Origin of the sequence: Nonomuraea sp. NPDC049480, assembly GCF_044465905.1 — a bacterium.
Classification (GTDB): domain Bacteria; phylum Actinomycetota; class Actinomycetes; order Streptosporangiales; family Streptosporangiaceae; genus Nonomuraea.
This window is the reverse complement of sequence record NZ_JBITMD010000018.1, coordinates 177,954-202,527: the sequence shown is the minus strand read 5'-3', so window position 1 is coordinate 202,527 and position 24,574 is coordinate 177,954. Positions and strand designations below refer to the sequence as shown.

Annotated in this window: 21 protein-coding genes and 4 tRNA genes; 7 read left to right on the top strand and 18 right to left on the bottom strand. The window is 71.3% G+C overall.

Annotated elements, in window-relative coordinates:
* Positions 1-5: 5 nt before the first annotated feature.
* Positions 6-614 carry a biotin transporter BioY gene (locus ACIBX3_RS40310; protein WP_397125831.1) on the bottom strand — a complete coding sequence of 203 codons (609 nt, stop codon included), beginning with the start codon at positions 612-614 and terminating at the stop codon, positions 6-8.
* A gap of 148 nt (positions 615-762) precedes the next feature.
* Positions 763-1,827: a threonine synthase gene (gene thrC, locus ACIBX3_RS40305; protein ID WP_397125830.1), complete on the bottom strand. Its 1,065-nt coding sequence runs from the start codon at positions 1,825-1,827 to the stop codon at positions 763-765.
* Between the two features lie 64 nt (positions 1,828-1,891).
* On the opposite strand from thrC, the gene ACIBX3_RS40300 reads away from it, so the two are divergent.
* Positions 1,892-2,734, top strand: coding sequence for a MurR/RpiR family transcriptional regulator (locus ACIBX3_RS40300; RefSeq protein ID WP_397125829.1), 843 nt, complete (start codon positions 1,892-1,894; stop codon positions 2,732-2,734).
* On the opposite strand, the gene ACIBX3_RS40295 is transcribed toward ACIBX3_RS40300, so the two are convergent.
* From ACIBX3_RS40295 to ACIBX3_RS40250, 10 genes are all read right to left on the bottom strand, one after another.
* The gene (locus ACIBX3_RS40295) at positions 2,715-3,266 is read right to left on the bottom strand and encodes a GNAT family N-acetyltransferase (protein ID WP_397125828.1); all 552 of its coding nucleotides are present in this window, start codon (positions 3,264-3,266) and stop codon (positions 2,715-2,717) included. The genes ACIBX3_RS40300 and ACIBX3_RS40295 overlap by 20 nt on opposite strands.
* Complete coding sequence (locus tag ACIBX3_RS40290) at positions 3,263-4,360, bottom strand: helix-turn-helix domain-containing protein (protein ID WP_397125827.1); 1,098 nt, start codon at positions 4,358-4,360, stop codon at positions 3,263-3,265. The genes ACIBX3_RS40295 and ACIBX3_RS40290 overlap by 4 nt, the downstream gene beginning before the upstream one ends.
* Before the next feature lie 185 nt (positions 4,361-4,545).
* Complete coding sequence (locus ACIBX3_RS40285; RefSeq protein WP_397125826.1) at positions 4,546-5,373, bottom strand: nitroreductase/quinone reductase family protein; 828 nt, start codon at positions 5,371-5,373, stop codon at positions 4,546-4,548.
* 401 nt (positions 5,374-5,774) lie between these two features.
* Entirely contained in the window at positions 5,775-6,326 is a 552-nt protein-coding gene (locus tag ACIBX3_RS40280; protein ID WP_397125825.1) for a hypothetical protein, read from the bottom strand.
* An 11-nt stretch (positions 6,327-6,337) separates the two neighbouring features.
* Positions 6,338-6,886 (bottom strand): hypothetical protein, encoded by a 549-nt coding sequence (locus ACIBX3_RS40275; RefSeq protein ID WP_397125824.1) that lies wholly within the window; start codon positions 6,884-6,886, stop codon positions 6,338-6,340.
* A 210-nt stretch (positions 6,887-7,096) separates the two neighbouring features.
* On the bottom strand, positions 7,097-8,242 hold the full coding sequence (locus tag ACIBX3_RS40270) for a serine hydrolase domain-containing protein (protein WP_397125823.1): 1,146 nt from the start codon (positions 8,240-8,242) through the stop codon (positions 7,097-7,099).
* Between the two features lie 215 nt (positions 8,243-8,457).
* Positions 8,458-8,532, bottom strand: a tRNA-Arg gene (locus ACIBX3_RS40265).
* An 8-nt stretch (positions 8,533-8,540) separates the two neighbouring features.
* Positions 8,541-8,615, bottom strand: a tRNA-Glu gene (locus ACIBX3_RS40260).
* A 4-nt stretch (positions 8,616-8,619) separates the two neighbouring features.
* A tRNA-Leu gene (locus tag ACIBX3_RS40255) sits at positions 8,620-8,692 on the bottom strand.
* 1 nt (position 8,693) lies between these two features.
* Positions 8,694-8,764: transfer RNA gene (locus ACIBX3_RS40250), tRNA-Ala, on the bottom strand.
* Between the two features lie 768 nt (positions 8,765-9,532).
* Between ACIBX3_RS40250 and ACIBX3_RS40245 the strand changes: the two genes are divergently transcribed.
* The gene (locus ACIBX3_RS40245; RefSeq protein ID WP_397125822.1) at positions 9,533-12,874 is read left to right on the top strand and encodes a S8 family serine peptidase; all 3,342 of its coding nucleotides are present in this window, start codon (positions 9,533-9,535) and stop codon (positions 12,872-12,874) included.
* A gap of 209 nt (positions 12,875-13,083) precedes the next feature.
* Here ACIBX3_RS40245 and ACIBX3_RS40240 read toward each other — a convergent pair whose 3' ends face one another.
* Both ACIBX3_RS40240 and ACIBX3_RS40235 read right to left on the bottom strand, forming a co-directional pair.
* A complete protein-coding gene (locus tag ACIBX3_RS40240; protein ID WP_397125821.1) occupies positions 13,084-13,281 on the bottom strand; it encodes a DUF4253 domain-containing protein in 198 nt (65 codons plus the stop codon).
* A 242-nt stretch (positions 13,282-13,523) separates the two neighbouring features.
* Positions 13,524-13,889, bottom strand: a complete 366-nt coding sequence (locus tag ACIBX3_RS40235) for a hypothetical protein (RefSeq protein ID WP_397125820.1) — start codon at positions 13,887-13,889, stop codon at positions 13,524-13,526.
* 259 nt (positions 13,890-14,148) lie between these two features.
* Between ACIBX3_RS40235 and ACIBX3_RS40230 the strand changes: the two genes are divergently transcribed.
* From ACIBX3_RS40230 to ACIBX3_RS40210, 5 genes are all read left to right on the top strand, one after another.
* A complete protein-coding gene (locus ACIBX3_RS40230; RefSeq protein ID WP_397125891.1) occupies positions 14,149-14,931 on the top strand; it encodes an ABC transporter ATP-binding protein in 783 nt (260 codons plus the stop codon).
* 106 nt (positions 14,932-15,037) lie between these two features.
* Positions 15,038-16,612 (top strand): ABC transporter permease, encoded by a 1,575-nt coding sequence (locus tag ACIBX3_RS40225; protein ID WP_397125819.1) that lies wholly within the window; start codon positions 15,038-15,040, stop codon positions 16,610-16,612.
* Between the two features lie 28 nt (positions 16,613-16,640).
* A complete protein-coding gene (locus ACIBX3_RS40220) occupies positions 16,641-17,666 on the top strand; it encodes an ABC transporter substrate-binding protein (protein ID WP_397125818.1) in 1,026 nt (341 codons plus the stop codon).
* Positions 17,667-17,694: 28 nt separating this feature from the next.
* Positions 17,695-19,098, top strand: a complete 1,404-nt coding sequence (locus ACIBX3_RS40215; RefSeq protein WP_397125817.1) for an 8-oxoguanine deaminase — start codon at positions 17,695-17,697, stop codon at positions 19,096-19,098.
* A gap of 120 nt (positions 19,099-19,218) precedes the next feature.
* A complete protein-coding gene (locus tag ACIBX3_RS40210) occupies positions 19,219-19,977 on the top strand; it encodes a MerR family transcriptional regulator (protein ID WP_397125816.1) in 759 nt (252 codons plus the stop codon).
* Positions 19,978-19,992: 15 nt separating this feature from the next.
* Here the strand turns inward: ACIBX3_RS40210 and ACIBX3_RS40205 are convergent, their stop codons facing one another.
* The 4 genes from ACIBX3_RS40205 to ACIBX3_RS40190 form a co-directional block, all read right to left on the bottom strand.
* Entirely contained in the window at positions 19,993-22,269 is a 2,277-nt protein-coding gene (locus ACIBX3_RS40205; protein WP_397125815.1) for an FtsX-like permease family protein, read from the bottom strand.
* The gene (locus ACIBX3_RS40200; protein ID WP_397125814.1) at positions 22,266-22,976 is read right to left on the bottom strand and encodes an ABC transporter ATP-binding protein; all 711 of its coding nucleotides are present in this window, start codon (positions 22,974-22,976) and stop codon (positions 22,266-22,268) included. The genes ACIBX3_RS40205 and ACIBX3_RS40200 overlap by 4 nt, the downstream gene beginning before the upstream one ends.
* Positions 22,973-23,500, bottom strand: a complete 528-nt coding sequence (locus ACIBX3_RS40195; RefSeq protein ID WP_397125813.1) for a PadR family transcriptional regulator — start codon at positions 23,498-23,500, stop codon at positions 22,973-22,975. The genes ACIBX3_RS40200 and ACIBX3_RS40195 overlap by 4 nt, the downstream gene beginning before the upstream one ends.
* 82 nt (positions 23,501-23,582) lie before the next feature.
* Positions 23,583-24,527 carry a LysR family transcriptional regulator gene (locus ACIBX3_RS40190; RefSeq protein ID WP_397125812.1) on the bottom strand — a complete coding sequence of 315 codons (945 nt, stop codon included), beginning with the start codon at positions 24,525-24,527 and terminating at the stop codon, positions 23,583-23,585.
* Between the last annotated feature and the right edge of the window lie 47 nt (positions 24,528-24,574).

Here is a 24,574-nt window from a genome sequence, read left to right as displayed (position 1 = left end):
GCGCCTCAACGCCCCCCGCCGGCCCGCAGCCGCTCACGATGAACGGTGGGCACGGCGTCGGGATAGGCCCGCTGCGTGCCCCTGGCCACGATGGCGGTCAGCACCGCCTTGATCACGTCGCCGGGCAGGAAGGCGGCCGCGAGCAGTGCCGTGTGGCCCAGCGGCAGCCCCATGATCCACGCCTGCACGGGGATGCCGAACATGTAGACCACCAAGACGCCGCCCCCCAGGCACGCCAGCATGAGCCGGACGAGCGCCGGATCGCGGCCCGCTCGCTCGACGAGCCAGCCGGTCACCGCCGCCCCGGGGATCCAGCCGATGAGGAACCCCGCGGACGCCCCGGTGAAGACGCCCAGCCCGCCGCGTCCGCCGGCCAGCAGCGGCAGGCCCGCGGCAACCAGCACGAGCAGCACCGTGACGGCCAGCGCGGCCCGCCACGTGCCGAGGATCGCGCCCGCCAGCATCACGCCGAGCGTCTGCAGCGTGATCGGGACCGCGTTGCCGAAGACGTTGATCGATCCCGGCAGTCCGAGCACCGCGATCAACGCGGCGAACACGGCCACCCTCGCCAGGTCTCCCGTAGGGAACCGGCGCTTCTTGCCTGCATCCTTCATGAGGTCGATCTCACACCAGAACGGCATGCTTCAGGCATGGAGGGTTCCCACAACATTCCGGGCGATCATCTGCGATCGGACGATACCTTTCCACAGCGGGCCGCCCGCAAGGCGGTGGCGGCGGTGCGGCGGCGGCGCGGCGGCCGGTTCAGGCGGCCAGGCGCAGGGCGCGGGCCACGTCCGCGGCGGCCGCCGGCGTCTCGGTCGCGGTGTAGCCGTCGCGCAGCGAGGCGTCGAGGTCCTTGAGCCCGTTGCCGCTGAGCGTGATCACCACCCGCAGGCCCGGCTCCAGCAGACCCCGCGCGTGCTGGTCGAGCAGTCCGGCCACCCCCGCCGCCGAGGCCGGCTCGGCGAAGACACCGTCGCGCCTGGCCAGTGTCCGGTACGCCGCGAAGATCTGTTCGTCCGTCACCGCGGCGATCAGCCCGCCCGACTCCTCGCGCGCCGCGGCGGCGCCGTCCCAGGTGGCCGGGTTGCCGACGCGGATCGCGCTCGCCTCCGTCCGCGGATCGGCGACCGGCGCGCCGTGCACGAGCGGCGCCGCGCCCGCCGCCTGGAAGCCCCACATGCGCGGCGACCGGGTGGCCAGTCCGGCGCGCTCGTAGGTCCGGTAGCCGCTCCAGGTGGCGGTGATGTTGCCGCCGTTGCCGACCGGCAGGCAGTGCACGTCGGGCGCGTCGCCGAGGGCGTCGACGATCTCGTAGGCGACGGTGCGCTGCCCGGAAAGGCGCAGCTCGTTGCCGACCGAGTTCACCAGCGCGACCGGGTGGTGACCGGCCAGTTCGCGGGTGACGCGCAGGCAGTCGTCGAAGGTGCCGTCGATCTCCACGATGCGGGCGCCGTAGCGTACGGCCTGGCTCAGCTTGCCCAGCGCGATGCGGCCCTTGGGGACGAGCACGGCCGCCGTGAGGCCGGCGCGGGCGGCGTACGCGGCGGCCGAGGCGCTGGTGTTGCCCGTGGAGGCGCAGATGACGGTCTCGGCGCCGCGCTCGGCCGCCCTGCTGATCGCCACCGTCATCCCGCGGTCCTTGAACGATCCGGTCGGGTTGGCGCCCTCGACCTTCAGCCACACCTCGCAGCCGGTCAGCTCGGACAGGTACGCCGAGCGCAGCAGCGGGGTGTTGCCCTCGTTCAGCGAGACGGCCGGGGTGGCGTCGGTGACCGGCAGCCAGCGCCGGTAGTCGCTCTCGATCAAGCCATGCCAGGGAGTCATGCCCGAACCGTAACATTTGTTCCGCCGACAGGCATATACGAGGGTCGGTGTAACATTTGTCATCATGGAGACCGATCCGGTGGCGAGCCGGCTCAGCGCCGCGTACTCCGAGCTGCCGCCCGGCGAGCGCGCGATCGTGCGCGTCCTGCTCGACGACTATCCGTTCGCGGCACTGGGCTCCCTGCGGGCGCTGGCCGAGCGGGCCGGGGTCAGCCCGCCGACGGCCACGCGGCTGTTCGACCGGCTCGGATACGCCGGGTTCGCCGGCTTCCAGGCCGCCGTCAGGGACGGGGCGCGGGACCGGTCGCGGCTGCACGAGTACGTCGCCCGCTCCCCCGGCGATCCTCACGAGACCGGCTCTTCCCCACTGCGGCGGGCCGCCGACGACCTGCGCTCAGGGCTGGACGGGACGCTCGCCGCCGTCTCCGAACCGCTGCTCACCGCCGCGGCGGCACTGCTCGCCGAGGCCGGGGCCGTGTGGGCGCTGGGCGGCCCGCTCAGCGAGCTGGCCGCCGAATACCTCATCCGCCAGCTCGCCGGCCTGCGCCCGCGCGCGCACCGCGTGCCCGGGCAGCCGCAGGCCCGCGCCCGTACCGTGCTGGATCTTGGGCCCGGCGACGTGATCGTGGCCTACGACTTCCGCCGCTACTCCTCCGCCACCGCCCGGTTCGTCCACGCCGCGCGCGAGCGCGGCGCGCGGCTGGTACTCGTCACCGACGCCTGGGAGTCGCCGCTGGCCGGGCAGGCGGAGGTGCTGGTCAGGCTGCCGCGCGAGGCCGCGGGGCCGATCGCGCCGCTGGCCCACGAGATCGCCGTCACCGAGCTGCTGCTGGTCGCCACCGCCGCCCGCCTGGCGCCCGCCCAGCGCCTGGCCGACCTCGACGCGCTCACCCAGAGCCTGCAGTGAGGCGCTTGCAGAAGAAGCTGCAGTCGCTCAGGGTGCCGTCCGGGGAGGCCGCGTAGTCGGGGACGATGCCGTAGCGGGTCCAGCCGCCGGTCAGATAGACGTGCTCTGCGGTGCTCCCGGTCTCGGTGTCCAGCATGAGCAGGGTCACCCCGGCGGCGAGGGCGACCTGCTCGGCGGCGGCCAGCAACGCCCGCGCCAGGCCTCGCCCCCGGGCCTCCCGGTGCACCATGAGCTTGACGATCTCGGCGCGGTGGCGGGCGTTGGGCTTGGTGGCCAGCGCCAGGCTGATGGTGGCGTCGATCCGGCCGCCGTCACGGCAGACCCACACCAGGAGGCTGCCGTCGGCGACGGCCGGGGCCTGGGCCCGCCACCAGGCGGCGGCCTCCTCGTGGCCGAACGGCGCCAGGAAGCCCACGGAAGCGCCGTCGTCCACGGCGTCGACCAGGAGATCGGCCAGCTCCTTGAGCCCGGCCTCGAACTCCTCGGCGGACAGGCGGTCGATGGTGTGCATCAGGAGAACCTCGGCTTTCACGGCAGGACGATGAGCAACGCGTAACGCACCGGGTCCGGGCCCGGGCAGCGGAAGCGGGAGGCGCCCCACAGCCGGAAGCGCAGGCAGCCGCGGGCCTCGACGGTGTGGACGCGACCGTTCGCGGTGATCTCCACCGCGCCCTCCAGCACCCAGATGTGCTGCTCGATCCCGGGAACCGGGGGCGCGTCGTAGGAGATGTCCGCGCCCGGCCGCAGGGTCGCCTCGACGATCTCGCCGCGCAGCCCCGCATGCGGCGGGGACACCGACCTGCGGACGAAACCCGACTCCTCGTCCCGCCACACCGTCTGCGCCTCGGCCCGCACCAGCCGCGGCGGCTCCGACTCCACCTCGGCCAGCAGCCGCGACATCGTCCGTTCGTAGACTACGCAGAGCTTGTTGAGCAGGGCCGCGGTCGGGCTGATCTCCCCGCGCTCCAGGCGTGAGAGCGTCGAGCGACTGATCGCGGCCCGGCGCGCCAGCTCGTCCAGCGACCAGCCGCGCTCGACGCGCAGCTCCGCCAGCCGCTCAGCCAGCCGGACGTCCATCTCCTCAGCGTGTCTCACATTCGGGAGTTTATCCCACATTTGGGATGACGGGTGAAGGTGAGGGCTGCGGCCAGGCAGGCGGCCGGGATCGCGGGCAGCACATAGCGATGATCGAAGTCCAGGACGGCGACCGGGCCGACGAGCAGGCCCATCGCCGTAGCCCAGGAACAGCGGCAGTGCGATCGTCCGGGTCAGCGCGGCCGGCGCGAACAGCAGGCCCGCCCCGGTCGCGGCGCGCAGAGACAGGCGCGGCGACCACATCAGCACGGCCAGGCCCGCCACGACGAGGAAGATGAACAGCGTGTCCGACAGGACGGCGTGCTCCAGCCGCAGGAACGAGGCGTCGGACAGGGGCGGCACGGTCGCGAGCGCCGCACCCCAGCCCGGCAGCCCGCGGCGGCGCAGCACGGCATAGATCATGACGCCGACGGCCAGGCCCATGGCATGCTGGACGCCCGCGATCAGCTCGACGCTGTGGAACGGCCACAGCGCCCGCAGCAGCAGCGGGTAGCCGATCGGGTGGAAGGCCGCCGACGGCGCCAGGCGCACGGCGGTGTCGAGATAGGTGAAGGAGTCGTACCAATAAGCTGGGCGGGACGGTAGCCGAACATCGTCACCACCCGCAGGGCGGCGGCCAGCGCGAGGAGCACGGCGAACAGGCGGTGGCCCGCGGGCGCGGCCAGGCCGGTGCCCGGCACATCCGGCCTGGGCACCGTCCTCCTGGTTCCCGGGAACTACCCGCCGTTGAGCAGCGGTACGAGCAGCTCCTCCTCGTAGTCCAGGTGCGCCTCCAGCTCCTCGGTGAGCCGGCCGACCTCGCGCGACAGCGCCTCCGGAGCGACGTCGTCGGCCGCGAGGAGCTCCTGGAGTTGTTCGAGCAGCCGCTGGACGACCAGGTGCTCGGCCCGCAGCCGCTCGAACACCGCAGTCAGCTCCGGGTGGCGCCCCTCCAGCGCGGGGAACATGAACCCGTCCTCGCGCGAATGGTGCCCGTGCAGACCCTGGCACATGCTCAGGCAGTTGACCCGCAACTGCGCCGCCAGACGGGGCCCCGAGGAGTCGACCTCCTTGCGGATCACGGCCAGTTCCTTGCGGAAGGCGCCGTGGATCTTCTTGAGGGCGTCACCCATGGCTCCGGTGGGCGGCCCGTGGTCGATCGGGACGAGCGCGACCACCGGCAGGGTCCGGCCGGACCTGGTCTCGTACGCGCCCCACCCGGGGTCCTGCTCCACGGCGCGGGCGAACAGGCGATCACGTTCCTCGCCCTCCAGTACGACGGCTTTCGCCGAGTAGGTGAAGGTGCCGTCCTCCACGGTGACCTGCGGGTTGGCACGCAGGTTGTGGTACCAGGCCGGGTGCTTGGGCGAGCCGCCGGCCGAGGCGATGACGAGGATGCGTTCGCCGCCGTCGGGCAGGTAGCCGAGCGGGGTCGTGCGGGATGTGCCGGTCTTCGCGCCGACGGTCGTCAGCAGGAGCAGCCTGGCTCCCTCGAAGGGGCCGCCGACCTGCCCCTTGTTTGCGCGGAACTCGTCGATGATCTGCTGGTTGAAGTCAATGGGCATGCGTGTTTTCGCTCCAGGCGGGATCGGGTGTCGAGGACGTGGGAATCCCGCGCGGCATGCAAGAAGGACACGGCGGGTCGACTACACCGCCGAGAGCATGGGACGACGCGCGGGGGCTACGCGGTCAGGCACGACCGATGGTGTGAGTGGTCACGGCGTCATCCCCTTTGATTCGGCGCCTCCATGCTGCCGCCGTCCACCCGGGCGGCCTCACGCGACGCGACCGTTATTACACGCATTCGCGCGGATCTTGTCAAGCCCCCGTGACACGGACGTCGAGACGCCGGCGAGAGCCGGACTCGCTCGGACGGCTTTGCGGGCCGCAGCCTCGCCCCGGTCGGTGAGGGGCGAGGCCTTCAAGGACACGCTGTCGCGGTGATGCTCAGGTCAACGGCTCCGCGTCAGAGCGTGTTGCACTTCGGCGTCCAGGTGGTGATCGGCTGTGCCATGTACGAGCCGTTACCGGTCTTCGCGACGATCGACTCCCCGCTGGCGAAGTGGTCTATGACCTTGACGGTGTACGACTTCGCCTTGTAGGTGACGACCGCGCTGCGGTTCGGGCCGGTGGGCATGTAGTACACGCACTTGCTCATCTGCGACGTGGCGGCGGTCCCGCCGGCGGCGGTGCGGACCGCGTCCTGCGCCCGCGTGTACAGGTCATCACCGGGTGCGACCTCCGGGAGGGAGATGGACACGGCGGTGCTGGCGAATCGGCACACCTGGTAGTTGCCCCACTGCCGCTGCGGCGTGCCGTCGCCGGCGGCCACCCCCCAGACCTCGGTCCCACTGCAGGGAGAGGCGCTGGCCTCGGCCTGGACGAAGGCGACCTCGATGGTCTGCTTTACCGGCCCCTCCTCGGCCTGTGCGGGGACGCCGCCGACTCCAAGAAGCGACACCGCCGCGACGCCCAGTCCGACAGCGAACCTACGGCCGAGAACAGTTGCCTTGTGCATGGTGAGTCCTTTCACTCTTCTCGCTTCGCCAGTGGCGGGCGATGTCGATGTGGTGGGGAGATGGGCCGGCCGGTCGGCTGGCCAGGCCTAGGTTCGCCCGTCTCACCTGACGGCTTCTGGAGTGCGGTTGCGCCGCACTTGCCAGGAACCCGGCACGAGGGCGGTGCCAGGATCGGCGCGGTCGCCTTCGCGCGCCGCCGCAGCGGGACGTTTCGGCAGGCCGGTGCGGTCGGCGCGGCATGGCAGGTCGATCTCAAGTTGGCGGCAAGTTCCCTCCGGCACCGCGACCTCTTGAGCCGACTCACCGACAGGAGGCACCCATGGCGATCGAGCCACCGCGACGACCGGTCGCGGTAGGAGATCAGCGCCGGGTGGCTGCTGACGGACCGGTAGCGGTAGCCCTGCTCGGCGAGATGCTGCGCCACCCACTCCGACATGCGAGCGCCGATCGACAGCCCCTGGAAGTCCGGCAGCACCACGAGGCGGTGCTCCATCTTCATGTTCCTCACGCGCGGATGCTGGAAGTGCCGGTACGCCGGAAACGCGACCGGCTGGGTCAACTCGCAATCGGTGACCGGGCTGCGGGTCGACAGTCCTCATGGGCTGCTCTCAGGCCGTATTCGGCAGCCGAGGCGGCGTCAGTGGAGAGTCTCCTTCACGAGGTCGAGGTAGGCGTGCCTGGCGGCGCGACGGCGGGCCGGCCGAGCGCCGTACCGGCTGCTGCTCGCCTCGGCTCACCCTGGGCGGGCGGTGCCCATCGAGAGCACCGGTCAGCGGCGCAGACCCGTCGCGCTGGAGGTGAGCGGCGGGTAGGGCTCGCCGCAGAAGTAACGGTTCAGCGCGTCGACGGCGGCCAGCAGCATGGTCGCGACCTTCGGATCGTTGCGCTGCACGTTGACCGACACCGTCATCCGGCGCTTGCCGGTGGCGTCGGCGAAGGCGAACGTCTGGTAGCCGGGGATGGAGCCGGTCGCGCCCCACATCTCGCCGCAGGTGAGGCCGACCGACTCCAGCCCCAGGCCGTACTTGGGGAAGACCGGCGCCTGCGGCGTCGCGACCCCGGTGCGCATCTGGGCGAGCAGGTCCGCGCCGATCAGCCGGCCTCCGAAGAGGGCCTGGTAGAAGCGGTTCACGTCGCGGGCGTCCGACACCACGCCGTAGGCGGCCCAGGCAAAGGACGGGTTCAGCCGGGTGATCGGCCGCAGCGCACCCGGCTCGGCCGGGTCGGCGCCGCGGGGCAGGTGGTACCCGGTGGCGTGCGGGCCGCGGACGGCCGGGTCGGTGAGGGGCAGGTACGAGCGCGTCATCCCGGCCGGGCGGAAGATCCGGCGTTCGAGCACGTCCCGCAGGTCGTTGCCTGTCACCTTCTCCACCAGCAGCCCCAGCAGGATGTAGCCGGTGTTGGAGTAGGCGAAGCGGCCCGGCCCCTTGCGGGGCAGCCGTTCGCCCTCGGCCACGAGCCGCCGCGGAGTGTAGGTCCGGCGGCCGTACTGCTCGGGGTCGGCGAACTCGTCGGCGGCCACGTAGTCGGCCAGGCCGCTGGTGTGGTTGAGCAACTGGCGCACAGTGATCCGGTCGTCGCCCGCCACCAGCCCCGGCAGGCGCTCGCCGATCGGCTCCTCCAGGGTGAGCTCGCGCTCCTGGACGAGCTGCAGGATGACGGTGGCCACCATGCTCTTGGTCAGACTGGCCACGCGGAAGCGGGCCTCGCGCGGCACCGGCCGGTCGCTGTCCAGGTCGGCCTTGCCACTGGTGGCGATCCAGGTGCCGCGCTCGTCATCGATCCTGGCCAGGATGCCGGGCGCGCCGGCGGCCACGGCGGCGTCGAGCGCCTCCCGCACGTCGGTCTGACTGGGGGCCGGCAAGAAGGACAGCAGGAGCGCGGTGGCGGCGGCGGTGGTGGTGGTGAACGGCATGCGGGCCTTCCTTCGGAGGGGAGAGATGATCTCCATCCTCGGGGCGCAGGCGCCCGTCCTCCTCCGCATCCGGGACGAACCTCGCCTGCGACGGCGGTCGCACCCCGGGTAAGACTTCCGGCTGACCTATCCCGCACGGCGACCCGCCATCAGCCGCCGGGCATGGACGGCCTGCCATTGCCGCAGGCCATGCGCAAAATCTGGCTGGTGGAAAGTGGCTCCAGCAGGATTCGAACCTGCAACGGACCCGGCTTCGTAAGCCGGCGCTCTGTCCATTGAGCTATGGAGCCGTATGAAGTACCGCCGACGGGATTCGAACCCGCAACTGCCCAGATTGAAAGTCTGGTGACTTTCCCCATTCGTCTACGGCGGCTCCGTACGTCCGGCGGGATTCGAACCCGCACCGTCCGGTTCCTAAGACCGGTGCCTCTCCCATTGGGCTACGGACGCATGGACCGACGGGATCTCGAAACCCGAACTCCTGCTTGCAAGGCAGGTGTGATGCCTTTTCACCATCAGCCCAAGAATGTGTTCGCGGAAAAGCGGAAGGCCGCCCGGGTGCGTCCCTGGCGGCCTCCGGATCCTCCTCCGCGAGGATTATCCAGAAGCCGGTCCGGCGAGCGCACAGCCGGACACAGCGGCTCGGCGGCAGAGACGCCGTTCCAGCTCGAGTGCGATGGCTGCGTAGCGCATGACCGGCCTTTCCTGACGTTGCGAAGTTCGACGTGAACCACGATAGCGGGGGGTATTCCGCGAATGCCACCCTTTTATTTCGTCGGCCCGGCGCCTCGCGGCCGAAGTGTTCCCGGGCGCGGTATTCCACGGCGCGCTCGCCCGGATCAACGTCGCCGCCGGGGTCATCGGCTTCTGATGCCCTTCAGCCTGGGTCTTGGCGTGTCAGCCCGTACGTCATCTCACCACCATCCGGCCTGCCGCGCCGTAGGCGCCCCGCGCACGCCCGCGAGCGGGAAGACGCAGGTCGACGGCGGCGGCGACTGCCTGCCATGAATCCGGACACATGGTGAGACCCCAGGACAGGCGGCAGCAGGGGCGGTGTCGATCGTGAAATGTGCCGGATTGCCGGCGGGATTCTGGCAAGTCAGCAGGGTGCCTTGTCAGAGATCGGCGTTTACACTCCGGTTCGGTACTGCGCCCCCATGGGCGCCGTTCCCGCTCGTCACCCACCGGGGAGGGTCAGTGATCTCTCCGGCGTGCCTTCGAACGGGGTGACATGGCGCCTCCCTGGTGGCGTGGCGACGTCCACGCAGCACCTCGACGAGGAGGTTCTTTGTGTCATCCAGCACCCTCTTATCCCGCGTGCGGCGGTTCGCCGCGATCGCCGCGGGCCTGAGCGTCGTCGCGACCCTGAGCCCGGCGGCGGCACTCGCCAGCCCGACCCCGTCCCCGCCCCCTTCGAAATGGCAGGCCACTCCCCTGACCGGCGCCGAAGTGGTCGACGGCGCCAAGTCCCCGACGGGCAAACTCGCCAAGAGCGACCAGGCCCTGCTGCGTAACAGGTCATCCGCGCCGGTCAACGTCGTGGTGAAGCTCGACTACGACTCGCTCGCCGCCTACCAGGGCGGCCTGCCCGGCCTGCCGGGCACCAGCCCGGCCGTCACCGGCAAGTCCCTCGACACCCGGAGCGCCGAGGCCAGGAAGTACACCGGCCACATCCAGGACGTCGAGAACTCCTTCCTGGCCGAGCTGGCCGAGAAGGTCCCAGGAGCCGTGGTCGGCCAGAAGATCAGGACCGTGTACGGCGGCGTCGCGCTGCGGATCCCCGGCGACAAGGCGGCCGAGGTGCTGAAGCTGCCCGGCGCGGTCGCCGTGCAAGAGGACAAGCAACTGCAGCTGCTCACCGACTCCAGCCCCGAGTTCATCGGCGCCCCCACCATCTACAACAAACTGGGCGGCAGCGGCACGGCCGGCAAGGGCGTGATCGTGGGCGTGCTGGACAGCGGCGCCTGGCCCGAGCACCCGTCCTTCGCCGGCCGGTCCGGCCTGCCCGACCCCGGCCCGACCAAGGACGGCACGCCCCGGGTGTGCGACTTCGGCGACAACCCGCTGACTCCCGCCAACGACCCGTTCACCTGCAACAACAAGCTGGTCGGCGGGCAGCCGTTCCTGGAGACGTACAACGCGGTCATCGGCGGGGACGTTTATCCGGAAAGCGCCCGGGACTCCAACGGGCACGGCACCCACACCGCCAGCACGTCGGCGGGCAACCCGGTGGCCGACGCCAACCTGCTGGGGATCAGCCGCGGGCCGATCAAGGGCATCGCGCCCGGCGCCGCGGTCTCGGTCTACAAGGTCTGCGGCGAGCAGGGCTGCTTCTCCTCGGACTCGGCGGCGGCGGTGGCGCGGGCCATCCTGGACGGGGTCCGGGTGATCAACTTCTCGATCTCCGGTGGAAGCGACCCGTACAGCGACCCGGTCGAGCTGGCGTTCCTGGACGCGTACGCGGCGGGCGTGCTGGTCTCGGCGTCGGCGGGCAACTCCGGGCCGGGCGCGAACACCACCGACCACCGCAGCCCATGGGTGACCACGGTGGCGGCGTCCACGCAGGACAGGACGTTCCAGTCGACGATCACGCTGGCCGGCGGCGGCGCGACGGCGACGATCAAGGGAGCCTCGATCACCTCGGGGACCTCCTCGCCGCTGCCAGTGGTGCTCGCGTCGGCGCCGCCGTACTCGCGGCCGCTGTGTGACGCCCCAGCGCCCGCCGGGCTGTTCACCGGGAAGATCGTCGCTTGTGAGCGCGGCCCGAACCGGGTGCTGAAGAGCTTCAACGTCAGGCAGGGCGGCGCGGCCGGGATGATCCTGTACAACAGCTTCCCGTTCGACGTCTTCACCGACTCCCACTGGATCCCGTCGGCGCACCTGCTCAAGCCCGAGTCGGACACCCTGCTGAGCTTCCTGGCGGCGCATCCGGGCGCCACCGCGTCGCTCACGCAAGGCCAGAAGACCACGTGGCAGGGCGACCGGATGACGTTCTTCTCCTCGCGCGGTCCCGGCGGGGACTTCCTCAAGCCGGACGTCACCGCGCCAGGCAACCACATCCTGGCGGGCATGACGCCGACAACCGAGTCGCCGCTCGGAGGGCCGCCCGGCAACCTCTACCAGGCCATCTCGGGCACCTCGATGTCGGCGCCGCACGTGACGGGCGCGGCCGCGCTCGTGTTCGCCCTGCATCCGGACTGGACGCCGGGACAGGTGAAGTCGGCGCTGGAGACCACCGGCAAGACGTCGGTGTTCAAGGAGGACGGGACCACTCCGGCGGACCCGTTCGACATGGGCGGCGGGCGCATCGACCTGACCAAGGCCGGCGACCCCGGCCTGACCCTGGACGAGACCGCGGCGAACTTCCTCGCCTCGGCCGCCGATCCGCTCAACCGCATCGACCTCAACCTGCCGTCGGTGAACGCCCCGATCATGCCTGGCGTCATCACGGCCAAGCGAACGATCAAGAACGTCACGAACAGGACGCTCACCTTCACCGCCTCGGCCAAGACGGTCAGCGGCGCTGCCATCACGGTGCTGCCGCCGCTCATCTCCGTCGCGCCGGGCAAGACCGCCAAGCTCAGCGTGGTGATCACCGCGCCTGACCTGCCCGATGGGCAGTACTTCGGGCAGGTGAACCTCAAGCAGGTCGGCGGCTCGCGGGCGCTGCACCTGCCGGTGGCGTTCTTCCGTCAGGAAGGCATCGTGCCGGTCGACCAGACCTGTGCGCCGGCCACCATCCCGCGGAATACCGGCGAGTCCACCTGTACGGTCACTGTGCAGAACAACAGCCTGCAGAACGCCGAGGTCACCGCGCTCAGCACCCTCGACGCCCGGCTGCGGCTGAACAGCGTGACGGGCGCCACCAAGGTCGGCAGCCAGATCGCCACGGCCAAGGCGACGCTGGCCGCCAGGCAGCCCGACGAGCCGACGATCGCGCCCGGCGCGGGACCGGCCGGATACCTCCCGCTGGACGCATTCGGGATCGCGCCGCAGGCGATCGGGGACGAGCAGGCGCTGAACTTCACGGTGCCCGCGTTCACGTTCGCCGGGAAGACGTACACCAGGATCGGCGTGACCTCCAACGGCTACAGCGTGGCGGGCGGCACCAGCGGGGCCGACGACATCGCGTTCATGCCGCAGTCGCTGCCCGATCCGGCACGTCCGAACGGCGTGCTCGCCTCCTACTGGACCGACCTCGACGGCACCGGCGCTCCCGGCATCTTCGCCGGCACGCTGACCGACGGGGTCAACGATTGGCTGGTGATCGAGTGGCGGGTGAACCTCTTCGGCACCACTGACACCAAGGTGTTCCAGCAGTGGATCGGGCTGAACGGCGTGGAGGACATCAGCTACGCCTACGACCCGGCCAACCTGCCCGGTTCTCCTCCCGCCTCGGCGGGGCTGACCGTGGGCGCCGAGAACGACGAGGGCACGGCAGGCGGCCAGATCACCGGTCCGCCTACCGAGGACCTGGTCGTGAAGAGCACGCCTGGTGCTCCCGGTGGGAGCCTGACCTACTCGATGAAGATCAGGGGAGCCGGCGCCGGGACCGGCAAGGTGACGACGGCCACCTCGACACCGCAGGTGAAGGGGATCACCGTCGAAGTCGACAAGATAACCGTGCAGTGAGCACGTGAGGGCCGCGGGCGGTCGGGCCGCCCGCGGCCCTCGGACTCATCTTTCCCCTGGTCGCTCTCCGGTTTCCGGGGATCATACGGGTCAGCGCCGTAGTCCATCCCATGACCATCGCGGAAATCTTCAGGTCCTCTGGAACATCGTCGGCGACTCCTGACAGCGCGACATCGCCGTGGTGGCCCAGACGAAGCAACGGACCGGGATCAGTCCCACCAGAACTGCCAGGAGTCCACGTCGACGAGACACTCGGCGTACGCGGCCAAGGATCCGGGCCCCTGCCAGATGTTGTCCGGGCAGAAGGCGAAGTACTCGGCGGCCACATGCAGCGCCTGGTCCAGGGTGGCCGGAGGGGCGGCGATGCTCAGGTACAGGTCCGCGTGCTGCTCTTCCTCCTCCGGCATGCACGCGCTCCACCGCCGGGCCCGGCAACACCGCCGCGTCATGCTGCTCCGGCGACGTCGCCTCGCTCGCGTCGAGCTCTCCCGACACCCAGGGACGAAACTCCTCGTCGTCCCTCAAAGATTCCAGCAGCAGCGGCCAGAGCCCCGAGCGGGGATGCTCCGTCCGCAGCCGCGCCCACAGGCCCCGGGGAGCGGTTCGGGTCCCCGAGCGCGTTGCCCTGGCCGCCTGAGGATGGAAAGGCTCACTGGTGCGCGTCGTCCCGGAACCTGTACCAAGGCCCCTCCACGTGGCGGACATCGTCCGGCCGGCGCGCGGGGCTCCAGACATAGCCGTAGCCGTCCCCTCCCCAGCCCTTGCCTCGGTAGAAGTAGACCAGGTCGTCCTCCCGCCGGACGAACTCGAACGAGAGGCTTCCGAAGCTCTGATCCCTGATTTTGGCGCCCTCCTCCAGCGTGCGGGCCACCGCCTCCATATCCCCCGACGAGTGGGTGAAGCGCAGGTCCTCAGCCCAGATCAGGGCCACGACAAGGATGGCGGCCAAGAGCGCCGCACCGACGTACGCGGCCCTGCGTAACGCAGGCTGTTCCACCCGGATCGTCTCGGTCATGTGGTCATCTTCACATGTGCCCAGGCAGACAGAGCCCCGGCCGGCCCGCTACGCGGCGATGCCGCCCACCCCGCTGTCAACTGTCAGCTCGCACAGGAAGCACTGGGACCGGATCCGGTTGCGATGGAGGAATGTACATTACCGAACGCTTGTCGCCGTCGTGCGCGCCGCGAAACGGCAACTTTACGAGCGGGAAAGCTCCACGTAGCCAGTTGCGGTGAGCATCTCACCAAATACCTGGTGGGAGCGTTCTTTGACGGTGGCGGAAAAGGCGATCGCGGGCCTGGCGCTGCGCGGTCTCCGCAAGGAGTTCAGGCTCAGCCGATCGACGGTGACCGCGTTGGACGGGGTCGACCTGGAGATGCCCGCGGGCCACTTCCTGACGTTGCTCGGCCCTTCCGGATGCGGCAAGTCGACCGTGCTGCGGATCTTGGCGGGCCTCGACAGCCCGACGGACGGGGAGGCCCTGATCCATGGAGAGACACCGGAGGCGGTACGGAGCGCCCATGGGGTCGGCATCGCCTTCCAGGACTCGGCGCTGCTGCCCTGGCGCAGCGTCCACGCCAACATCAGGCTGCCCCTCGAGGTCGGAGGCATGAAACCGGCGAAGGGCCAGATCGAGGAGTTGATCAAGCTCGTTGGCCTGGACGGTTTCGACAAGGCCCGTCCGGCGCAGCTGTCGGGCGGCATGCGCCAGCGCGTCGCCATCGCCCGTGCCCTCGTCGTCGAGCCCAGAGTTCTCCTGCTCGACGAGCCGTTCGGAGCACTGGACGACATGACCCGGCAGCGTCTCAACCTCGAACTGCTGCGGATCTGGACCACCCGTGCCACGACCACGCTGCTGGTCACCCACTCGATCGCCGAGGCGGTGTTCCTTTCGGACACCGTCGCGGTGATGACCCCGCGCCCGGGCAGGATCGCGACCACCGTGGAGATCGATCTGCCCCGGCCGAGAACACCGGAGATGCTGCGGAGCCCCGAATTCCACAAGCTTGAGGATCGCCTCTCGGAGATCCTCTTCGACTACGGATCCGCCCGATGACCGCCCGGAACGACCACGGCTCCGCTGGGCCTCGTCACGGTCGTGCACGAACGCACGGCAGTCAGCGCCGGTGCCGCACGGCTGCTCGGCGCGGTGGGAGGTCGCAGTGAGCACCGTCATGCCGCGGAGAAGGACATCGGTCTCACCGGCGATCTCCCCCGCCGTGTCGCGATCGGCGGGACCGCTCGCCGTTCTCTTCGTGTGGCAGATTCTGGCGACAACGGTGTTCGCCGGAGGGCGGACGGTGCCCAGTCCTGTCGCCGTCGCCGGCCGGGCCGTGCAGGATCTTTCCTTCGCCCTGCCGCACATCGCCCAGACGGCGCAGGAGGCGGCGTGGGGGTGGCTGTGGGGCAATCTCCTCGCGATCGTCGCAGGGGTGGTGTTCGTCCTGGTCAAGCCCATCGAGTTGATAGCGTTCCGGTTCTTCGTGGCCCTCTACTGCCTGCCGCTGGTCGCGATCGCGCCCATCCTCACCGCTGTCCTGGAGGGCGACGACCCGCAGATCGTCGTGGCCGCTCAGGGTGTGTTCTTCACCACCCTCGTCGCCGTCATGCTCGGCTTCCGGTCCACCGACGCCACCAGCCTGGACCTGGTCGCGGCGGCCGGCGGGGGCCGCTGGCGGCAAATGCGCAGCGTCCGGGTGTGGGCCGCGCTGCCCGCGCTCTTCGGGGGGCTGCGCATCGCCGCCCCGGCGGCGGTTCTCGGCGCCGTGATCGGCGAGTACCTCGGCGGGCGCCAAGGGCTCGGCGTGGCCATGGTCTACAGCCAGCAGACACTCGACGCCACCCGTACCTGGGGCCTCGCCCTCTACGCCGCCCTGCTCGCCGGCGTCGCCTACGGGCTGACGGCGGCCGCCGAACGCCTCATCGCCCCGTGGGCCCGGTCGGGGTCCACCACCGCGGTTCCGTCGCCGACCCGGCCGGGCAGCCTCGGCAGACGCACTGTGGTCGCGCTGGCCACCGGCCTGGCCGGTACGGCGTTCATGCTGGTGTTCTGGCAGGTTCTCATCAAGGTGAGCGGCCTGAGCCCGTTCTTCGCCAAGACGCCGCTCGACGTGTGGGCGTACCTTTCCGGCAACCTGGACCAGGTCCTCGGCCCGCTGGCGGTCACGCTCCGCAATGCCGCCCTCGGCTACGCGGCGGGCACCGTCGCAGCCGTCATGCTCGCCTCGCTCGTGGTCGTCAGCCGGTTCGCCGAGGCTGTCGTCATGCCGATCGCGGTCACCCTGCGGACCGTGCCGCTGGTCGCCATGACGCCGCTCATCGCGCTGGTCTTCGGCCGCGACGTGCTCACCGTCATCGTGATCGCGGGGCTCGTCACGTTCTTCCCGTGCCTGGTGACCGTGGTGGCGGGGATGCGCGCCACGCCGCAGTCCGCCGTCGATCTCATCGCGACATACGGCGGGGGGCCGTTGCGGACACTCGCCACGGTCCGCCTGCCGTACGGCATGGCGTCGATCTTCGCCGCCTCCCGGGTGGCCGCCCCGACGGCGCTGCTCGGCGCGCTCCTGGCCGAATGGCTGGCGACCGGGCAGGGTCTCGGCTTCCTCATGCTCAGAGCCAGCGTGAACGCCCAGTACAACCTGCTGTGGAGCGCGGTCGTGCTGGTCACCGCGGTATCGATCATCGCCTACGCCGTCGCGGCGGCAGTGGAGAGCAGCCTCCTCCGCCGGTTCTCCTGACCCTCCCCCGCTCGAAAGGAACACCCTCATGTCCTACAGCCGTCGTGACCTGCTCAGAATCGGTGGGATCGCCACCGCGGCGGGCCTGGCCGCTCCGCTTCTCACCGCCTGCTCCAGTGGCGACGACACCGCCGCCCCGGTGAGCGGCGGCACGTCCACCGAGAAGATGACCTTCCAGCTCAGCTGGCTTCCCACCACGGAGTTCGCCGGCACCTGGCTCGCACTGAGCAAGGGATACTTCACCGCCGAGGGGATCGACCTCGCCTGGCTGCCAGGCGGCCCGAACGCCAGTCCGGCGACGATCGTGGCCAGCGGCAAGGCCGAGGTCGGCATGCTCAATGCGGACGCCATCGCGACAGCCCGCCTCCAGGGCGCCCCCATCAAGATCGTTGGCGCGTTGCTGCAGAAGTCGCCGTTCTGCATTCTGAGCAAGGCTGAGACGCCGATCAACTCCCCCCAGGACATGATCGGCAAGAAGATCGGCGTGGCGGCGGCCAACGAGACGGCCTTCGACGTGATGCTGAGCCTCAACAAGATCGAGAAGAGCCGGCTCACGATCGTCCCTGTCCAGTTCGACCCCGCGCCGGTGGCCAACGGGGAGGTCGACGGCCAGATCGTGTACGTCACGAACGAGCCGCCGACCCTTGAGGCACGCGGGATCAAGACCCACACGTTCCTGCTCGCCGACTTCGGCTTCAGCGTTCTGTCGGACTGCTTCTTCGCCACCGAGCAGACGATCGCCGAGAAGCCCGATCTGCTGGCGGGCTTCCTCTCCGCGACGCGCAAGGGCTGGCTGGACAACATCGCCGATCCGCAGCCGGGCACCGACCTCGCCGTCGGGACGTACGGCAAGGACCAAGGGCTGGACGCCGCACAGCAACTCGGGGAGAGCAAGGCGATGAACTCCTTGATCGTCACTCCCGACGTGACCAAGCCGATCGACCTGCCCGACGCCGCGATGAGCACCACCGTCGAAACCCTCAAGAAGGTGGGTATCACCATCACCGCCCAGGACTTGTTCACCAAGGAGATCCTCGCCAAGGTCAACGCGTGACCGGCACGCCGGCGGAGCCGTGCGGCCGATGAGCGGCGACCGCACCGTGCCCGCCTTCCGCCTCCCGGCGGATTTGCTGATTCGCGGGGCCGTACTGGTCGCCACCTGCGACGGCGACGGGCGGGAACTCGCGGGCGGCTGGGTGACCATCACCGACGGGCTGGTCAGCGGGGTGGGCGTCGGTCCCGAGCCGGCCGCCGCCCGGATGCTGGACGCGGGCGGCGGCCTGGTGACTCCAGGCCTGATCAACACCCATCACCACATCTACCAGAACCTCACCCGCTCCTTCGGGCCGGTCGTCAACGGCACCCTGTTCGAGTGGCTGACCGGTCTCTACCCGCTGTGGGCCGGTCTCGACGAGGAGGCGTCCTACCTGTCGGCGTGGGTCGGCCTCGCCGAACTCGCCCTCGGCGGATGCACCACGTCCACCGATCACCTCTACGTCGCGCCGTCGGGGGGCGGCGACCTGTGGTCGGCGGAGATCGAGGCCGCCCGGCAGCTCGGCTTCCGGTTCCATCCCACGCGCGGCTCGATGAGCGTGTCCGCCAAGGACGGCGGTCTTCCGCCGGACTCCGTGGTCCAGGACGAGGACGAGATCCTCGCCGACTGCGAACGGCTCGTCGGACGACATCACGATTCCACGCACGGCGCGATGGTGAGGGTGGCCATAGCCCCGTGTTCGCCGTTCAGCGTCAGCCCCACCCTGATGCGCCGCGCCGCGGAACTCGCCGAGCGGCTCGACGTCCGCCTGCACACCCACTTGGCCGAGGACCGGGACGAGGACGCGTACTGCCTGGAACGCTTCGGCAGGCGGCCGATCGAGCAGTTCGAGGAGGTCGGCTGGATGACCGGGCGTTCCTGGGTGGCCCATTGCGTCTACCCCTCGTCCGAGGAGATCGCCCGGCTCGGCGCGGCGGGCGTCGGAGTGGCCCACTGCCCGAGCTCCAACATGTTGATCGGCGGGGGCGGTTTCGCCCCGGTCCGGGAGTTCCGCCGGGCAGGCGTGCCTGTCGGCCTGGGCTGTGACGGGTCCGCATCCACAGACTCGGCCTCGCTCTGGCTCGAATCCCGTACGGCACTGCTTCTCGGCCGCCAGCGGCTGGGCCCGACGGGCATGACCGCCCGAGAGGTCCTCGACATGGCCACGCGCGGCGGCGCCGCCTGCCTGGGCCGTACCGGTGAGCTCGGGGAACTGACCGTGGGAGCCGCCGGTGACCTGGTGTGCTGGCCCCTGGAGGGTGTGGCCTACGCGGGCGCCCTCACCGATCCGATCGAGGCCTGGTTGCGCTGCGGCCCTTCGGCCGCCCGCCACACCGTTGTGGCCGGCAGACCCGTGGTCGAGCACGGCGTGCTCGTCGCTCCAGGCGTGGAAGACATGCTCACCCGTCACCGGGCCGCGTCCGCCCGCATCCAGCGCCTCGCGGGCGGCTGAGCACTCGCGGCCGGACCGTCGAGGAGACTGTACGGCCGGCTGGACGGATCGCAGCCGGCCAGGACGGCTGGATCGCCTCGGCTTTGACCTTGACGTGGCGTCAGGGTCTTTACTGGAGCCATGCGGATCGGAGAGCTCGCCGCGCTGCTCGGGGTGTCGACCCGGACGGTGCGCTACTACCACCACCAGGGTGTGCTTCCCGAGCCGCCCCGCCTGGCCAACGGCTATCGCGAGTACGGCATGCGCGACGCCATCGCCCTGGCCCGCGTCCGCCGCCTGGTCGCGCTCGGCCTGAGCCTGGGCGAGGCACGCGACGTCATCGCCGACGACCGCTCCAGGGAGCTGCCCGAGATCCTCGCCGAGATCGACGCGGACCTGGCCAGGCAGGAGGAGGAGATCCGGATCAGGCGCCGCCGCCTGGCCGAGGTGCTCCAGCGGGCCGAGGCCGGGACGCTGGGCCTGGAGAGCACCGCCTCGCCCGATCTGCTGGCCTTCCTCAAGACGGTCGACCTGCCCGCGTCGAAGGCGGCGGCCTGGGACCGCGAACTGCTGCTGCTGATGGACACCGTGGCGGCGGAGCCCGAGCGGGAGCGCGCGTTCACGATGTTCCGGACGCTCGCCGCCGACCCCGAGGTGGCGGCGCGCGGGAACGAGTTCTACCGCCGGCTCGACGAGCTGGCCGACGCCGAGCCCGGCGACCCCAGAATCGGGCCCCTGGCCGAGACGCTCGCCGAGTACACCCTGCGGCACATGTTGCCCGCCGGCCTGCCGGGCGAGTCCGGGTTCGGCGCCGAGGAGGTCGAGCCGTTGCTGGAAGGGCTGGCGCCCGCCCAGGCGGAGGTGGTGCGGCAGGCGGTCCGCCGGATCTCCGCGGCGTAGCTTTCCCGACGATTCCTATTCGAAACGCGCGTTGTCGGGCGCGGTCATGCGCTTCAGCAGCGGCAGGGCGGTGGCGATCACCAGCACGGAGGCGAGGAGGCCGCCGCCGACGATCAGGAAGTAGGCCGGGCCGGGCAGCGCCGCCGGCGCGCTCTTGATCGCGAGCTGGCCGATCATCGGCCCCGCCACGCCGAAACCCGCGCCCGCTGCGAGCACGGCGGCCACGACCATGGGCACGGCGGACTCGATCAGCACCACCGTGGACAGGGTGCGCGTCGGCGTGCCGCACAGCCGCAGGAGCGTGAACGGCTGACGACGCTCCACCAGGCCGCCGGCGACGGCCACCAGCAGGCCGCAGCCCGCGACGAGCAGGGTCAGCGCCACGATGGCCAGCGCGATGCGCTCCACCTGGTCCAGCAGGACCGCCCTGTCCTGGGCGACCTCGGCGAAGGTCTGGGACATGCCGGTGCCACCCGGCCCGGCCGGGTACGTCGCCAGCAGCGTGCGGACCCGCTCGCGGACCGCCGCATCGTCGGTGCGCACCAGCACCGCCGCCAGGTCCAGCTCCGCGACGGGAGTGGAGACCGGCGGACTCTTCGCCTCGACGACCGGGAGGGTCCGGCCGATCGTCAGCATGTTGTCGCTGCTCAAGGGGCGCGCGAAGTCGGCCGCCACCGCTGTGACGCCCGCGGCGCACTGCCCGAACGCGGGGAAACCGGCCAGGCTCGCGCAGTCGACGACGTGTCTGAGCAGGAAATCCTGCGGGCACAGCCGGCCCCGGCCGCATTCCGGCAGGGACCGCGTGGCCGGCGGAGGCGCGGGGGTGTCCGCCCGCGCGTAGATCGGCAGCACGGTGACGCCGGGGTGGGCGCGCAGCCGGGTGAGGAGCCCGGCCCCGGTCGCCGGCGGCAGGGCCTGGCCGTGGCTGTCGAACGAAGCACGCAGCACGTTGCCGAGCGTGCCGCCCCCGGCCGCCTGCTGGCCCGACACGACCGCCGGCACGATCCCGGCGACCGCCGTGCCGATGAAGACCGCGAGCACGATGCCGTTCACCGAGCGGAAGGCGGCCTTCGGGTCGGCCGCCAGCCGCTGCGCGGCCAGCAGCGTCGCCGCGCCGCGCGTGAAGCGCGCGGACACCCGCGCGGCCAGCATCGTCAGCCAGGGCCCGCCCACGATCAGCCCCAGCATGATCAATGCCAGTCCGGCGTCGACCAGCACGGCGTTCACATCGTTGCCCTCGCCCCACCACCACACCGGGCCCGCGAACAAGCCCAGCCCGGCCAGCAGCGGAACCCCTCGCCACCACCCCGGCGCGGACGCCCGCGCCGTCCGTGCCGCGCCCATCGGCGAGATCCGCACCCGGCGCAGCGACCACAGGGCGGCGCAGGCCGCGGCGGCCGGCACGCCGGCCAGCACGGCGGCGTACTGCGGCCCCGTCGGGGCGACCGCCTCGGGGAAGAAGCGGGACCCGGTGATCGTGACCGCGGCGACGGCGGGACGGACCGCCTGGAAGATCGCGACGCCGGCCAGCGTGCCGAGCACGGCGCCGATCGCGGCGTCCACCGACGCGATGGTGTTGATCTGCCGCGACGTGGCGCCCACCAGCCTGATCGCCGCGAAACGCGCCTCGCGCCGGGCGGCGGCCAGCCGCGTGGCCGTGCCGATGAGCACCAGCAGCGGCACGAACAGGCCGATCGCGGCGAGGCCGAAGCCGTGCCGGTACAGCGCTGTGGTGTCGTCGGCGACGGGCTCGGTGGCGACGGTGCCGGTCTGGACGGCGCCGGCCATGGCGGCGACGTGCGCCGGCGTCTGCCCGACGACGATGACGAGGTCGTCGGGGCCGGACAGCGCCGCCGGGCCGACGAATCCGGCGCGCGTGCCGGGGAACCGGTCGGCGAGCTGCTCGCGCGGCACCGAGTCCAGCAGCGCGGCCAGGGCGGGCGAGGCGTAGTACCGGCCCGCGCCGGGCAGGCCGGGGATGCCCGGGACGGCCGGTGCCCCGGGGCCGAGCGCGGCCACGTCCAGCCGCTTGATCGTCCGGCCGGCGTAGGAGTCCTGGCGGTACTTCCACAGCGCGGCGCCGGGCGTGGCGCCCGGGGCCAGGCCGCTGGGCGCCGAGCCGGTCGTGCACTCCCAGCACGGGCGGGCGGCCGTGCTCTGGAAGGCGTTGAACAGCGACAGCGTGGCCAGCAGTGCCACGACGCCGGTCGCGACCGCGACGGTGACCAGGGCCAGCCGGACGGCCGCCTCCCTGCCGCCGCGTAACGACAGCCGCAGGCCCAGCCGGATCATCGCGCGACCTCGCCGGCGTACGGGTCGGTGACCTTGCCGTCGCGGACGACGACCTCCCGCTCGGCACAGGCGGCCACGCGGGCGTCGTGGGTCACCACGATCACCGTCGTGCCCTCCTGCCGGGCCAGGCCGACCAGCAGGTCCATGACCTTCTCACCGGTGAGCGAGTCGAGCGCGCCGGTCGGCTCGTCGGCGAACACCACCTTCGGACCCGTCACCAGCGCCCGGGCGATCGCCACCCGCTGCGCCTGCCCGCCGGACAGCTCCCCGGTACGGCGGTCGCACAGTTCCCCCGCCTCCAGCCGTTCCAGCCAGGAGATCGCCCGGCGGCGGGCCGCCCCGCGCCGGACCCGGCCCAGGAGCAGCGGAAGGGCCACGTTGTCGGCCGCGGTGAGCTCCGGCACCAGCTGGCCGAACTGGAACACGAACCCGAACGCGGTACGCCGCAGCTCCGAGCGCCGGCGGTCGCTCAGCGTGTCCAGCCGCCGCCCGTCGAACCACACCTCGCCCGCGTCCGGGGTGAAGATCCCGGCCAGGCAGTGCAGCAACGTCGACTTGCCGGAGCCGCTCGGCCCCATGATCGCCAGAATCTCGCCCGCCGTCACCGACACGTTCGCCGCGCGCAGCGCGGGCGTCCGGCCGTACGAGCGGGTGACCTGGCGGGCCTCGATCAGCGGGCCCGCCACCGGAACGCCGTCGATCGTCATGCCGGGCGCACCGTTTCCGCCAGCGCCCCCAGCCGGGCGGAGGTGACGTCGATCCATCGCAGGTCGGCCTCCAGGTGGAACAGGCCGTGATCGGCCAGCAGTGCGTCCACCAGGGCGCCGCCGCGCTTGATCTCGGACAGCTCGCGCATGCGCCGCATGTGCGTGGCGCGTTGCGCGTCGAGGTAGCCGGCCGCGTCGTGCCCCAGCATCAGCGCCAGCACGACCTTCGTGAACAGCACCGTCTGCAGGTACGGCTCCGCCGCGACCGGCTCGGCCAGCCACTCCTCGACCTCGCTCCGGCCGGCGGGCGTGATGGCGTAGCGCTTGCGGTCCGGACCGGCGCCCGGCTCGCTCTGCCCGGCCGTGACCTTGCCGTCCCTGGCGAGCCGGCCGAGCGTCGAATAGACCTGGCCGAAGGGCAGCGGCTTGCCCCTGCCGAAGTAGGTGTCGTAGTCGCGCTTGAGGTCGTATCCGTAGCTCGGCTCGCGATCGAGCAGGCCCAGCAGGGCCAGGGGAACAGTCATGGCCAGAAACTATATACCGAGGGTATATACGTGGCGTCTAAGCGTCCATGAGCGAGAACCCCGATGGCGGCGGCGCTCGATCTCATGGCGCCGCCACCCCGAAGGCCGCCTGATCGGCGACGGGCAGCCAGTGCCGCTCGGGATCGAACGGCCGGTGCCGCGCCGTGAGGTGGCGGAGGAGCAGGCGCAGCCCCGGATGCTGGTTCTGGCGATGGCGCAGCAGCCACCACGGATACACGGGAACGGGCTCGGAGAACGGGATCCGCACCAGGTCGGGATGCCATGGCAGCCGCGTCCCGTCCCCGGCGACGCTGGGGGGCCGCAGGCCGGTGGCGACCGACTCCACGTAGTCCTCGTAGCCGAAGTAGGGCCCCGAGGTGTCGATCCGCAGGTCGAAGTCGACGGCCAGGAAAGAGTAGAACTCCGCCCACTCGCTGCCCTCGATGTTGCGCGGCATCCAGATCGTGGATCCGGCCAGCTCCGTCAACCCCACCCGCGCCCGCCCGGCGAGCGGGTGCCCGCGCCCGACCAGCAGGTGCAGGGGCTCCAGGTAGGCGGGCACGCATGCGAGCGCGTCGTCCAGCACGCCCGAGATGCGGCACAGTACGGCGTCCACCGCGCCGCGGGCCAGCGCGTCGCGCGCGCCCCGCAACCCGTCGGAGGTCACGACGTCCACCTCCACCCCCTCCACGGCTTGGTGAAAACCCCGGACCAGGTCGATGGAGGCGAGCCGGGTGTCCAGCACGTCCACCCGCAGCGCGCGACGCCTGCCGCGCAGCGCCTCCACTGCCTGGTCCGCGATGCCGACCAGGGCACGGGCGTGCGGCAGGAACGCCCGGCCGTCCTCGGTGAGACCGGCGCCGGCGCGCGACCTGAAGAACAGCGTGACCCCCAGGTCGGACTCCAGGCGCGCGATCCGCTTGGAGACCGCCTGCTGGCTCACTCTCAGCCGGTCCGCGGCCTCGCCGAAGGAATGGTCCTCGGCGATCGCGACGAAGGTGCGGACCGCACCCAGATCGAGCTCCATCCACCACCACCAGTTGTGACCCGACGGCGTGTCGATTGTTGGACAAC